This window comes from Nonomuraea sp. CX421 (assembly GCF_059358955.1).
This window is the reverse complement of record NZ_JCADBK010000008.1, coordinates 301,019-312,593: the sequence shown is the minus strand read 5'-3', so window position 1 is coordinate 312,593 and position 11,575 is coordinate 301,019. Positions and strand designations below refer to the sequence as shown.

Genomic DNA, 11,575 nt, shown 5'->3' with positions numbered 1-11,575 from the left:
CGACCACCCTCAGCAGATGCGCGGGAGGGGGTCGCCGACGAGGACGTCGACGATGCGGGTGCCGCCGAAGGCGGTGCGGAGCAGGACGAGGCCAGGCGGGTCGTCCTTGACGGCGCCGATGACGGCGGCGCCGGCGCCGAGCGGATGGGCGCGCAGCGCGTCGAGCGCGCGGCCGGCGTGCGCGCCGTCGACGACGGCGACGAAGCGCCCCTCGCAGGCGACGTAGAGCGGGTCGATGCCGAGCAACTCGCACACGCCCGTCACCTCGGCCCGCACCGGGATCGCGTCCTCGTCGACGACCACGGCCACGTCGGAGGCGGTGGCGACCTCGTTGAGGATGGTGGCGATCCCGCCCCGGGTGGCGTCGCGCAGCGTCCGGACCTGCCCGGGCACGCCGTCCAGCAGGCCGGAGACGAGTTCGTGCAGGGGCGCGGTGTCGGACCGGAGCGTGGCCTCGATGCCGTAGTCGCCGCGGGCCAGCATGATGGCGGCGCCGTGCTCGCCGATGGGCCCGGAGACGATGACCGCGTCGCCGGGCCGGGCGCCGGAGGCGGACAGGCTGACGGGCCGTTCGATGACGCCGACGCCGGTGGTGGTGACGTAGCAGCCGTCGGCCTTGCCGCGTTCGACCACCTTGGTGTCGCCCGTGACGATCGACACGCCGGCGGCGCGGGCCGCGGCGGCCATGGAGGCGGCGATCCGGCGCAGGTCGGCGACCGGAAAGCCCTCTTCCAGGATGAATCCGGCGGCCAGGTACTCGGGGCGGGCCCCGCACATGGCGAGGTCGTTGACGGTGCCGTTGACGGCCAGGTCGCCGATGTCGCCGCCGGGGAAGAACAGCGGGGAGACCACGAAGGAGTCGGTGGTGAAGGCCGCCCGCGCGCCGTCGAGCCGCAGGGTCGCCCCGTCCTCCAGGGGGGCGAGCAGCGCGTTGCCGAACTCCTTGAGGAAGACGGCCTCGATCAGCGTGTGGGTCGCCCGGCCGCCCGCGCCGTGGGCGAGCGTGATCCGCTCCTCCCTGACGACCGCCTTGCGCCGCCTGGCGCGGGCGATGCGGTCGAGGACCTGCCGCTCGCGGTCGGGGTGGGGCGTGCCGGGCACGGCGTGCCCGAGGTCAGGCGTCTCGGACGCCGTCCGTTCGGTGGTCACGCGCGGGTCGCCTCTCTGACGCGGTCGCGACTGAAGCGGCCGAAGTTGTAGTACGCGGCGCAGGCGCCCTCCGAGGAGACCATGCAGGTGCCGATCGGCGTCTCCGGGGTGCAGGCGGTGCCGAACACCTTGCACTCCCAGGGCCTGAGCACGCCCTTGAGGACCTCGCCGCACTGGCATGCCTTGGGATCGGCGACGCGTACGCCGGGCAGTTCGAAGATCCGCTCGGCGTCGAAGGCGGCGTACTCGTCGGTCAGCATGAGCGCGGACTGGGAGATGAAGCCGAGGCCGCGCCACTCGAAGTGCGGCCGAAGCCGCATCACCCTGCGGATGGCCTCCATCGCGGTGCGGTTGCCCTGCCACGGCACCACCCGGGCGTACTGGTTGGCCACCTCGGCCCGTCCCGCGGCCAGCAGGCCGAGGAGCATGTGCACCGACTGGAGGATGTCCAGCGGCTCGAACCCGGCGACGACGAGCGGCTTGCCGTAGTCGCGGGCGATGAACTCGTACGGTTCGCAGCCGATGACGGCCGACACGTGGCCGGGGCCGATGAAGCCGTCGAGCCGGAGGTCGGGCGAGTCGAGGATGGCCTTGATAGCCGGAATTATCATGACGTGGTTGCAGAAGACGGAGAAGTTGCGGATGCCGTCCGCCGCCGCCCGCAGGACGGTCATCGCCGTGGACGGCGCCGTGGTCTCGAACCCGATGGCCATGAACACCACGCGCCGGTCGGGGTTCGCCTGGGCGATCCGGAGCGCGTCGAGCGGTGAGTAGACCATCCGGATGTCGGCGCCGGCCGCCTTGGCGTCGAGGAACGAACCCTGGCCGCCCGGCACCCGCGTCATGTCGCCGAACGACGTCATGATCACGTCCGGCTGCGCGGCGATGTGGATCGCGTCGTCCACCCTGCCCATCGGGATCACGCACACGGGGCAGCCCGGACCGTGCACGAGCACCACGTTCGCCGGGAGGTGGTCCTCCAGGCCGTGCTTGTAGATCGTGTGGGTGTGCCCTCCGCACACCTCCATGAACGTGTAGCGCCGTCCCGGCTCGCACCGGGACGCGATCTCCGCCGCCAGGACCCGGGCCTTCCCGGCGTCGCGGTACTCATCGACGAACCGCACGCGTCCCCCTCATCGTGATGCCGCTCATCGTGATGCCGCTCATCGTGATGCCGCTCATCGTGATGCCGCTCATCGTGATGCCGCTCATCGTGATGCCGCTCATCGTGATGCCGCTCATCGTGATGCCGCTCATCGTGATGCCGCTCATCGTGATATCGCTCATCGTGGTGCCGCTCATCCGATGTCCGACTGTCTGAGCGCGTCGAGTTCGTCGTCGTAGGCCTGGCCGAGCCCCTCCAGGTAGTCGAGGACGGCCTGCGCCTCCGACTCCGAGATCTTGGACAGCGCGAACCCGACATGGACGAGCACCCAGTCGCCGGCCTTCAGGTCCTCGTCGGCGAGCAGGCCGACATTGATGCGGCGGCGCACGCCGCTGACGTCCACCAGGGCGAGGTCGGCGTGCTCCTCGTCGGTCCCGACGAGCTCACCCGGGATGCCCAGGCACATGCCCCCGCTCCTCCCGGTAGCTGACGGACTCGAGGACCAGCTCGTCGCCGCCCGTGAGGTCGACGTCGTCGCCGCCGCAGACCGGGCAGACGGCGAGCACGTCCAGTGACTCCGTCCGGCCGCCGCAGTCTCGGCAGATGACGGTCAGCGGGGTGACGACCAGGTCGAGCACGGCGTTCTCGGCCGGTGTGCCCTCGGCGGCGTGCGCGAAGGCCTGCTCGAACGCCTCCCCCACGACCGCGTGGCGGGTGCCGACGCGCACCCGCGCGCCGGTGATCCCCCGGTCACCGGCCTCTCGCCGGATCAGGTCGACCAGTCCTTCGCACATCCCGTGCTCATGCATGCGGCGCTACATCCATTTCATCATCAGATACCGCTTGATATCCGGCCATTGCAGGGCGATGACCGTTACGACCCCGCAGGCCCCGATCAACGCGGCTACACGCGTCTTACTCATGTCATGTCACCTCATTCCTGTTCCGAGGCCGGGAGCCAGGCCCGGCACTTTCCGCAATCATGCCCATCACCAGGCGCACCGCTTGGTCGACGGCCGCCAGCACCGGCTCGCTCAGTTCGGCGAGCACGTCCTCGTCCGGCGATCCCGTCAGCACGGTGGCGGGCTCGCAGCACACCACGAGCACGCGCTCCGGCACCCGGCCGAGCTCGCGGGCCAGCCGGAGCACCTTCACCGGATCCAGGCCGTGTCCCTCCAGGGCGACCACGCCCCCGCCGGGCAGGTCGGGTTCGAGCACGGTGAGCGTGCCCGGCGGCTCGCCGCGCATCGCGGCGTCGACCAGGATCGCCGTGTCGTAGTCGCGTTGCAGCGCATAGACCAGGTCCATGCCCCGGATGCCGAAGTCGACCACGTCCACGCCGGCGGCCCGCTCCTCCCGCGCCAGGCGGCGCGCCACCTCGACGCCGAACCCGTCGTCGCCGAGGAAGATGTTGCCGATCCCGGCGACGAGCACCCGCGCGGCACCCGGCGCGTCAGGCGGCGGCCCGAGCGGCTCGACCTCGTCGGGCGCGTAGAAGAACCGGTGGCCCGGCATCCGGGCCTCACCCAGGTCGCGCCCCGGGTCGTCGTCGAGGACGACGGCGACGTGGAAGGCGCCCGCGTCGTCCTGCTCGATCGACTCGACCACGGCCTCGCGGCCGGCGAGGACGAGGTCGAAGATGTCGGCGCGGGCCGCCGACGGCCGCAGCCGCACCCGGCTGCCCGCGCGCACCGGCACCCCGCCCACGAGCACCTCGTCGGGGCCGCGCCGCTCCATCCGGGTCCAGAAGTCCGTCTCGCTCATCCGGCCGGCTCCGCCCGTACGATGCCGTGCAGCCGCATGAGCTCCTCGGGGGTGAGCGAGGCGCACCGGTCGAGGATCTCCCGCCCGCGCGGGTCGCCGTCGCGGATCTCCCGTTGCTCCTCCTCGGTCAGGGCCAGCACGCTCAGCGTGAGGAGCTGGTCGATCTCCGTGGCGTCGAACAGGTCACCGGGGCTCTCCGGCGAGATGCGCGGGTGGTCGTACAGGATGATCGGCGCGGCCAGCATCGTGCGGCGGTCGCCCTCCTCGCCGAGCAGCACCGGCCAGACGCCGAGGTTGCGGCACTCCTCCGCGAGCGGACGCAGCTCGGCGGGCGGGTCCATGAGCGAGACGAACCGTCCGCCCTCGGTGCGCAGCACCGTGTGGGCCGAGATCAGGGTGTGCCGCATCGCCTCCGCGCGGATGTCGCCCGCCCAGGGGGTGGTGTTGACCACGCGTACGGTGAGCCGGAAGAGTCCCGGCCGCAGCGGCTCGGCCCGCGCCTCGACGTGGCCGCGCAGCGCCTGCCAGCTCCGCAGCACGGCGCCGGCCCGGCCGCCCGCGCCGTCGGCCAGCCATTCGGCCTCCTGACCGGCCGGGACGTCGATCTCGATCCGGGCCGGCCGCTCGGCCAGGCCGCCGAGGTCGAGCCCGGCCCGCGCGACCTCCCGCTCGACCGCCTCCTCCCGGGGCAGGTGGCGCCGGCCGGCGGCGGTCAGCTCCGGCACCAGGTCGAGCTCCGCGCCCCGCGCGCGGGCCACCTCACGGGTGACCGCGTGCAGGAAGCGCACGCGGACCTCGACCGTGTCGGCCGGATCCGCCTCGACGAGGCACTCGGTCCGCGCCTGCCACGGGTTGCCGTCGTGCGCCCTGCCGTACGGCTCGGGGTGGATGCCGCCGATCGTCCAGCGCTGCTGGTTCTTCAGCGCGGATCCGCGGTACGGCCACAGCAGGTAGCCCTCGTACAGCACGGCTCGCGCGATCTGTCCGGCCTGGTCCATCGTTCAGCTCCCGCCCGTCCTCAGCAGCGACTCGACCACGTCGTCCCAGCCGGCCAGGGTGTGGCTGCTCCGGTAGGCGTACAGGCGGTCGAAGGCGTCACGTCCCAGCCGCAGCCAGGCGCTCGCCGGAAAGTAGTGGTCCATCAGGTCCTTCCAGACCCGCACCGGCATGCGGAACTCCGCCTCGGTGTCCCAGGCGATGCGCGCGGCCTGCAGCAGGCCGTCCGCCAGGTAGAAGACAGTGCCGCTGAAGAGGAACTCCAGCGGGATCTCGCCGTCCTCGAGGCCGTGGAAGTACTTGGCCGCCGCGACCTCGAAGTCGTAGGTGCAGGGCACCGGGATGGCGGCGGTGGTGCCACCGGTGAACGCGGGCAGGTGCGTGACGGTCCGCGTCCACAGCAGGCTCGTCAGGCTCCTGCCCCACTGCTCGGGCGCGCCGAACAGCTCGGCGAGCCGCGCCTGGTCGGCTCCCCCATAGGTACGGCGGGTGGCGGCGATGCGGATCTGGGTGTCGAGCACGACGGAGCGCACCTCGACCCCGTCCGCGCCGTCGATCGTGAGGCCGAACTCCAGGGTCGGCAGGGCGGCGAACTCCGCCACCCGCGCCTCGTCGACCGTTATCCGCAGGTCCGGCGGCCCGGATGTCATCGTGTGTGTCCCCCGGTCAGGCGGGTGAGAGGTTGGGCATGTCGGGATCGATGGGCTCGCGGTCGTGGGGGGCGATGCCGGTGGAGCGCGCGGCGGTCGAGCGCCCGCCGGGCAGATGGCCGGGCTGCCTGTCGTAGTTGCCGACCGCGTTGCCCTCGTGGACTCCCCTGACGTGCGACGGGGTGTCCGGGCGTACGTGGGAGTGCCCGGTCCTGATGTGCTGGTCCTTCTTCCTGCTGGCCATTTCCCTGGTCCCCCCTTGACTCAGCGGCGAAGCCGGTCGTCTGCCGCGGCCACGGTCGTGGACCGGCGGCGTAGTTCGGTGAAGAAGTGCGTGATCTCGGCCCAGACCTCGGCCCCTCCGGCGAGCCCTCTCCAGTGGGTGCGCAGCAGCCCGACCAGCGTGTAGCACTCGTCGACGGGCACGATCCAGTGCTCTGCGGCCCCGCCGGTCCGGTTCACGAGCAGGGCCTCGACATCGGGGACGAGCCGGCCGAGCACGGGGTTGGCCTCGGTCAGCTCCCGCCAGGTGTGCTCGTCCAGCGGCGATTCGACGGCCCCGGCGGGGCTGGGGTAGAACAGCGCGGTCCGCCCCGCCACCGAGTCCCGCAGCACGAACGCCATCCGCACGGGGATACGCAGGCCGGCCCAGGTCGCGTCGTCCAGCTCGAAGCCGTCCAGCAGCCACCGGCGGTCCGACACCAGGCGATGACTCTGGCCGCCGGCGGCCGGGCTGTCGAAGAGCACCGCGCAGGCCCGGCAGGCGCAGCGCAGTTGGCGGGCCGAGAGGTCGAGCACGTGGCGGTGGTCGGGCGGGACCGGGCCGGCGCACAGCTCGCACCGCTCCAGGACCTGCTCCTGCTCGGGCTCCTCCTGCCCGGGCTGCGCGGCCGACGCCGCCGCGCGCCGGGTGATGAGCCGGTGCAGGGCACCGCCCTCGATCTGCCGCGTCACGACGCCGGTGTCCCGGGACGGTCCCGCCCGGTGATGCGGCGCAGCGACTCGACGGGGACCACGACGGGCGGCGCCGGCGGGTCCTCGACCTCGATCTCGACCTCCTCGATCTCCGGCGCGGCGGCGCGTACCGCCTGTTCCAGGGCGGCGGTCAGCGTCGCCGCCGACGACCGGCAGCCGCCGCGCGCGGGCCGCAGGCGCAGCCGGACCACGTCCGGCTCGACGGACACGACGTCCGCGCTGCCGCCGCCGAGCCGCTTGCGCGCCACCCGCAGCGCCTGCTCGATGCGGGTGCGCGCGTCCAGCGGGTGCAGGCCGTGCAGCAGCAGCAGGTGCGAGACCAGCCCGTCGGCGGCCAGCCGCTCGGCCAGGCCCTCCCCGGCCGCCGAAGCCACCGTCATCACCCGTGACAGCGCCTCGCCGTACACGTCGAGCAGCGCCTCGACGAACTCGACCCCGCGCGCGTCGGTCACCTCGTCCAGCAGGGCGTCGACCCGGCTCAACCGGCCGGCCAGCTCCTGGTCGTCCATGGCGGCCTAACCGGAGATGCTCGTGCCGAGCGTCGGGGAGTGCACCTGTTGGAGCACCTTCCCGTCGCCGAGGTACATGTGGACCCCGCAGGGCAGGCACGGGTCGAAGCTGCGGACGGTCCGCATGATGTCGATGCCCTTGAAGTTCTCCGGCCCGTTCTCCTCGAAGATCGGCAGGCCCTGGACCGCGTCCTCGTACGGCCCCGGGGTGCCGTAGCTGTCCCTCGGGCTGGCGTTCCACGGGGTCGGCGGGTACGGGTGGTAGTTGGCGATCTTCCCGTCGCGGATCACCATGTGGTGCGACAGGACGCCCCGGACCGCCTCGTGGAAGCCGCAGCCGATCGCCTCCTCCGGCACCTCGAAGTCGGTGAAGACCTTGGTCCGCCCGGCTCTGATCTCGGCCATCGCCTGGTCGATGAAGTGGAACGCCATCCCGGCCGCGTAGGCGACGAAGTAGATGCGGGCCCGGTTGCGCTCCAGCGTGTTGGCCCACTTCGGGATGTTCCACTCCAACCGCATCTCCGGGAAGGCGGCGCTCTTGGGCAGGTTGATCTCCACGCTGTGCCCGGTGGCCCGGACGGTGCCCGTGTCGACCAGCCCGGCCAGGGCCGTCGACCAGAGCCGGGCGAGCGCCCCGCCGCCGGTGTCGAGCGCGAGATGGTCACCGGAGTTCGGGTCGAACCAGCGGGGACTCATGACCCAGCTGTAGTTGCCGTTCTCCAGGTCGCGTTTCTGCGGCTTGGGGAGCGTCGTCTGGTTCCACGGGTGGCGCTGGTCGATCGGGTTGCCCAGTGGGTCGTGGCTGACGAAGGTCTCCTCGCTCTGCCAGTCGTCGTAGTAGGAGCTGCCCAGCAGGATCCTGATGCCGAGGTTGATGTCGACCAGGCTGGTGGTGCGCAGCTGCCCGTCGAGCACGATGCCGGGCGTCACGAACATCCGCCGGCCCCAGTCGGCCATGTGCCGGTAGTCGTAGTCGACCACCTCGGGGTCCTGGAAGGCGCCCCAGCAGCCCAGCATGACGCGCCGCCGGCCGACCTCCTCGTAGCCGGGCAGCGCCTCGTAGAAGAAGTCGAAGAGGTCGTCGTTCATCGGGACGACCTTCTTGATGAAGTCGAGGACCCTGAGCAGGCGGGACAGGTAGTCGGTGAACAGCTGCGGGGTGGCCACCGTGCCGACGCCGCCGGGATAGAGCGTCGAGGGGTGCACGTGCCGCCCTTCCATCAGGCAGCACATCTCCCTGGTGACCCGGCTGACCTGCAGCGCCTCGCGGTACATCGAGCCGGTGAACGGGTTGAACGCGCGCATGACGTCGGCGATCGTCCGGCAGCCGTGCACGCCGCCCCGGGGCGCCTCGGTGGTCTCGGCCCGGCGCAGCAGGCTGGGATTGGTCTCCTTGACCATCTGCTCGCAGTAGTCGACGAAGACCAGGTTGTCCTGGAAGAGGGTGTGGTCGAACATGTACTCGGCGGCCTCGCCGAGGTTGAGGATCCACTCGGCGAGCGGCGGAGGCTTGACCCCGTAGGCCATGTTCTGCGCGTAGACCGAGCAGGACGCGTGGTTGTCGCCGCAGATGCCGCAAATGCGGCTGGTGATGAAGTGCGCGTCACGCGGGTCCTTGCCCTTCATGAACACGCTGTAGCCGCGGAACAGCGACGACGTGCTCTTGCACTCCACCACCTCCTTGTTGTTGAAGTCGATCTTGGTGTAGATGCCCAGGTTGCCGATGATCCTGGTGATCGGATCCCACGACATCTCCACCAGCTGGCGGGTCTCCTGCGCCTGTTCCATACGCGCGGTCACGTCGACGTTCCCCCTCTAGCCACTCCAGCGGGGGTCGTACCCGCTTGTCAGTTTCGGACCGTTGTGGTGCCACTTCGGCTCGGCGTTGGCCGTCTTGTTGGTGATGGCGCGGAGCCTGCGGATCAGAGCGCCGTAGGCCGTGGTCATCGTGGAGGAGACCATGCCTCCAGGAGGCTGGTCCATGAAGGGCATGAACTTGTCCGGGAAGCCGGGCATCGTGCAGCCGATGCAGATGCCGCCCACGTTGGGGCAGCCGCCGACGCCGTCCATCCAGCCGCGCTTGGTCACGTTGCAGTTGACGACCGGCCCCCAGCAGCCGATCTTCACCAGGCACTTCGGCGAGCTGTAGTCCTGGGCGAAGTCGCCCTGCTCGTAGTAGCCGGCCCGGTCGCAGCCCTCGTGCACGGTCTTGCCGAACAGCCAGGTGGGCCGGAGCTGCTTGTCGAGCGGGATCATCGGAGCCATCCCCGCGGCCTGGTAGAGCAGCCAGGTCAGGGTCTCCATGAAGTTGTCGGGCTGCACCGGGCAGCCGGGCACGTTGACGATCGGCAGGCCGCCCGCCGAGCGGAAGCCGGCGCCCAGGTAGTCGGAGAGCCCCATGGATCCGGTGGGGTTGCCGGCCATGGCGTGGATGCCGCCGTAGGTCGCGCAGGTGCCGATGGCGACCACCGCCCACGCTCCGGGCGCCAGCCGGTCGATCCAGGTGTTGAAGGTGATCGGGTCGCCAGTGACCGGGTCGTTGCCCATGGACGTCCAGTAGCCGTCACCGTTGATCTTCTCGTTGGGGATCGAACCCTCGATGACCAGGACGTACGGGCCGAGCCGTCCCTCGGCGGCCTCGTGGAAGGCCGTCATGAACTCGGCGCCGTTCTCCTTGGACAGCACCTTGTTGTGCAGGTGGACCTTCGGCAGGCCCGGCACGAGACCGAGGAGCACGTCCTCGATGCTCGGCAGCGTGGCGGCCGTGACGGAGACGGTGTCGCCGTCGCAGCTCATGCCCTCGGAGGTCCACAGAATGTGGACCTCGTCCAGCGCGGTATCCGGCTTGGCAGCGCTCATGGCCTGAAGCCCCCTTGTCGGCCTGGCATCGCCCTGACATGGTCGCGGGGCTCGCGCCCCGGTCACGGTTAGTATTCCCGCCTAACCCCATGTAGTTGCCTGTGGCGCTGACAAAGGTCGCAAACCCTCCCCAGACATGCCACGAGCCGGGCCCCCGCGGGGGACCCGGCTCGCGGTGTGCGCTGTGTCAGGCGGGCACGATGTTCTCGGCCTGCGGGCCCTTCTGGCCCTGCGTGATGTCGAAGGACACCTTCTGGCCCTCGTGCAGCTCACGGTAGCCCTGGGTCGCGATGTTCGAGTAGTGGGCGAAGACGTCGGCGCCGCCGCCGTCCTGCTCGATGAAGCCGAAACCCTTTTCAGCGTTGAACCACTTCACGGTTCCGGTGGCCATGCCGATCTCCTCTGGTTGAGCCGAGGCCGCACCGTGCGGCCTCTGCGCGGTCGTGATGAACCCATCCGGAGATGACCAGCAAAAACAAATGCACCTGAGGTCACGTCCCGTCAGGTGCACCGATGTTCATGGGTACCACAACTGCAACCACTCCACGCTAACACGTACGCCGCGCTACGGCACGTGCCCCCCGGTGCCGCGTCACCCATGTCCGGCGACACCGGGAGAAAGCACGTCCACCCAGGTCAAACGCGTGATCCCACCGCTGAAGAGGGCGACCTGGGCCGTGCCGTACGGAGGCTCAGGGCTTGCGGCCGACCCCGCACACGGCGCTCAGCGGGAGCGCGGGGTTGATCACACCGCCCTCGGGCCGCCAGTGCGGCGTCGGGACCACGCCGGGCTCCACCAGTTCGAGCCCCTCGAAGAAGGTCGCGATCGTCTCCGGGCTGCGCAGGTTGTACGGGAAGGCCGCGTTGGCGTTGTAGCTGGCCACCGCCGTGACGAGCGCCGGGTCGGTGTTGACGCCGTCGCTGAGGGCCAGGTAGCTGCCCGAGGGGAGCCGGTCGACCAGTCGCTGGACGATGCCCTTGGGGTCGTCGGCGTCGGTGACCTGGCCGGCGATGCTCAGCATGGTCAGCCCGATGGGCCGGCTGAAGTCGAGCGTCTTGGCCGCGCCCTCCAGGATGGTCTCGGGGTCGCGCACGTCAGCGTCGAGGTAGTCGGTGGCGCCCTCGGGCGTGCTGGTCAGCAGGGCGCGGGCGTGCACCAGGACCAGCGGGTCGTTGTCGACGTAGACGATCCGCGACTCGGGCGCCACGGCCTGGGCGACCTCGTGGGTGTTGTTCGCGGTGGGCAGGCCGGTGCCGATGTCGAGGAACTGGCGGATGCCGGCCTCGCCCGCCAGGAAGCGGACCGAGCGGATCAGGAACTCCCGCTGCAGTCGGGCCACCTGGGCGAAGGCGGGGAACAACGCCAGGATGGTGTCGCCCGCCTCCTTGTCCGGCTGGTAGTTGTTCTTGCCGCCGAGCATGTAGTCCCACACCCGGGCGGAGTGGGGCTTGGTCGTGTCGACGCGATCCCACGCGGACTGGGCGGTCTCGTCGTCCATGAGGGCTCCGTTCGGGAAGCGCTTGAGGCGTGTGTCGATTTTCGATCACCTTAGAGCACGATCCCCCAT

16 protein-coding genes are annotated in these 11,575 nt (G+C 70.8%); all 16 read right to left on the bottom strand.

What is annotated here, in order from left to right:
- Positions 1-9: 9 nt before the first annotated feature.
- Complete coding sequence (gene hypE / locus AC5L3X_RS18060) at positions 10-1,149, bottom strand: hydrogenase expression/formation protein HypE (protein ID WP_225263681.1); 1,140 nt, start codon at positions 1,147-1,149, stop codon at positions 10-12.
- Positions 1,146-2,273, bottom strand: coding sequence for a hydrogenase formation protein HypD (gene hypD / locus AC5L3X_RS18055; RefSeq protein WP_494858173.1), 1,128 nt, complete (start codon positions 2,271-2,273; stop codon positions 1,146-1,148). Before hypD ends, hypE begins: the two co-directional genes overlap by 4 nt.
- The gene (locus AC5L3X_RS18050) at positions 2,257-2,451 is read right to left on the bottom strand and encodes a hypothetical protein (RefSeq protein WP_494858171.1); all 195 of its coding nucleotides are present in this window, start codon (positions 2,449-2,451) and stop codon (positions 2,257-2,259) included. Before AC5L3X_RS18050 ends, hypD begins: the two co-directional genes overlap by 17 nt.
- Positions 2,448-2,720, bottom strand: coding sequence for a HypC/HybG/HupF family hydrogenase formation chaperone (locus tag AC5L3X_RS18045; protein ID WP_494858169.1), 273 nt, complete (start codon positions 2,718-2,720; stop codon positions 2,448-2,450). The genes AC5L3X_RS18050 and AC5L3X_RS18045 overlap by 4 nt, the downstream gene beginning before the upstream one ends.
- Entirely contained in the window at positions 2,698-3,063 is a 366-nt protein-coding gene (locus AC5L3X_RS18040) for a hydrogenase maturation nickel metallochaperone HypA/HybF (protein ID WP_189127622.1), read from the bottom strand. Before AC5L3X_RS18040 ends, AC5L3X_RS18045 begins: the two co-directional genes overlap by 23 nt.
- Before the next feature lie 6 nt (positions 3,064-3,069).
- Positions 3,070-3,177, bottom strand: coding sequence for a DUF6893 family small protein (locus AC5L3X_RS18035; RefSeq protein ID WP_494858166.1), 108 nt, complete (start codon positions 3,175-3,177; stop codon positions 3,070-3,072).
- A 1-nt stretch (position 3,178) separates the two neighbouring features.
- A complete protein-coding gene (locus AC5L3X_RS18030; protein WP_494858165.1) occupies positions 3,179-4,018 on the bottom strand; it encodes a hydrogenase maturation protease in 840 nt (279 codons plus the stop codon).
- Positions 4,015-5,016: a hypothetical protein gene (locus AC5L3X_RS18025; RefSeq protein ID WP_494858163.1), complete on the bottom strand. Its 1,002-nt coding sequence runs from the start codon at positions 5,014-5,016 to the stop codon at positions 4,015-4,017. Before AC5L3X_RS18025 ends, AC5L3X_RS18030 begins: the two co-directional genes overlap by 4 nt.
- 3 nt (positions 5,017-5,019) lie before the next feature.
- Positions 5,020-5,664, bottom strand: coding sequence for a DUF6084 family protein (locus AC5L3X_RS18020; protein WP_189127620.1), 645 nt, complete (start codon positions 5,662-5,664; stop codon positions 5,020-5,022).
- 16 nt (positions 5,665-5,680) lie between these two features.
- A complete protein-coding gene (locus tag AC5L3X_RS18015; protein WP_494858161.1) occupies positions 5,681-5,908 on the bottom strand; it encodes a hypothetical protein in 228 nt (75 codons plus the stop codon).
- 20 nt (positions 5,909-5,928) lie between these two features.
- Complete coding sequence (locus AC5L3X_RS18010) at positions 5,929-6,618, bottom strand: DUF5947 family protein (protein ID WP_494858159.1); 690 nt, start codon at positions 6,616-6,618, stop codon at positions 5,929-5,931.
- A complete protein-coding gene (locus AC5L3X_RS18005; protein WP_494858157.1) occupies positions 6,615-7,148 on the bottom strand; it encodes a NifU family protein in 534 nt (177 codons plus the stop codon). The genes AC5L3X_RS18010 and AC5L3X_RS18005 overlap by 4 nt, the downstream gene beginning before the upstream one ends.
- A gap of 6 nt (positions 7,149-7,154) precedes the next feature.
- Positions 7,155-8,948 (bottom strand): nickel-dependent hydrogenase large subunit, encoded by a 1,794-nt coding sequence (locus AC5L3X_RS18000; RefSeq protein WP_494858156.1) that lies wholly within the window; start codon positions 8,946-8,948, stop codon positions 7,155-7,157.
- Between the two features lie 15 nt (positions 8,949-8,963).
- Positions 8,964-10,007, bottom strand: a complete 1,044-nt coding sequence (locus tag AC5L3X_RS17995) for an NADH-quinone oxidoreductase subunit B family protein (protein WP_494858154.1) — start codon at positions 10,005-10,007, stop codon at positions 8,964-8,966.
- Between the two features lie 187 nt (positions 10,008-10,194).
- Positions 10,195-10,398: a cold-shock protein gene (locus tag AC5L3X_RS17990; RefSeq protein ID WP_189127616.1), complete on the bottom strand. Its 204-nt coding sequence runs from the start codon at positions 10,396-10,398 to the stop codon at positions 10,195-10,197.
- Between the two features lie 301 nt (positions 10,399-10,699).
- Positions 10,700-11,506: an SAM-dependent methyltransferase gene (locus AC5L3X_RS17985; RefSeq protein WP_189127615.1), complete on the bottom strand. Its 807-nt coding sequence runs from the start codon at positions 11,504-11,506 to the stop codon at positions 10,700-10,702.
- Positions 11,507-11,575: the final 69 nt, after the last annotated feature.

Coding starts and splice junctions, on each gene's coding strand:
- AC5L3X_RS18005 (WP_494858157.1), bottom strand. CDS start 7,148: ATGGACGACCAGGAGCTGGCCGGCCGGTTGAGCCGGGTCGACGCCCTG.
- AC5L3X_RS18020 (WP_189127620.1), bottom strand. CDS start 5,664: ATGACATCCGGGCCGCCGGACCTGCGGATAACGGTCGACGAGGCGCGG.
- AC5L3X_RS17990 (WP_189127616.1), bottom strand. CDS start 10,398: ATGGCCACCGGAACCGTGAAGTGGTTCAACGCTGAAAAGGGTTTCGGC.
- AC5L3X_RS17995 (WP_494858154.1), bottom strand. CDS start 10,007: ATGAGCGCTGCCAAGCCGGATACCGCGCTGGACGAGGTCCACATTCTG.
- AC5L3X_RS18030 (WP_494858165.1), bottom strand. CDS start 4,018: ATGAGCGAGACGGACTTCTGGACCCGGATGGAGCGGCGCGGCCCCGAC.
- AC5L3X_RS18025 (WP_494858163.1), bottom strand. CDS start 5,016: ATGGACCAGGCCGGACAGATCGCGCGAGCCGTGCTGTACGAGGGCTAC.
- AC5L3X_RS17985 (WP_189127615.1), bottom strand. CDS start 11,506: ATGGACGACGAGACCGCCCAGTCCGCGTGGGATCGCGTCGACACGACC.
- AC5L3X_RS18040 (WP_189127622.1), bottom strand. CDS start 3,063: ATGCATGAGCACGGGATGTGCGAAGGACTGGTCGACCTGATCCGGCGA.
- AC5L3X_RS18015 (WP_494858161.1), bottom strand. CDS start 5,908: ATGGCCAGCAGGAAGAAGGACCAGCACATCAGGACCGGGCACTCCCAC.
- AC5L3X_RS18050 (WP_494858171.1), bottom strand. CDS start 2,451: ATGAGCGGCACCACGATGAGCGATATCACGATGAGCGGCATCACGATG.
- AC5L3X_RS18045 (WP_494858169.1), bottom strand. CDS start 2,720: ATGTGCCTGGGCATCCCGGGTGAGCTCGTCGGGACCGACGAGGAGCAC.
- AC5L3X_RS18035 (WP_494858166.1), bottom strand. CDS start 3,177: ATGAGTAAGACGCGTGTAGCCGCGTTGATCGGGGCCTGCGGGGTCGTA.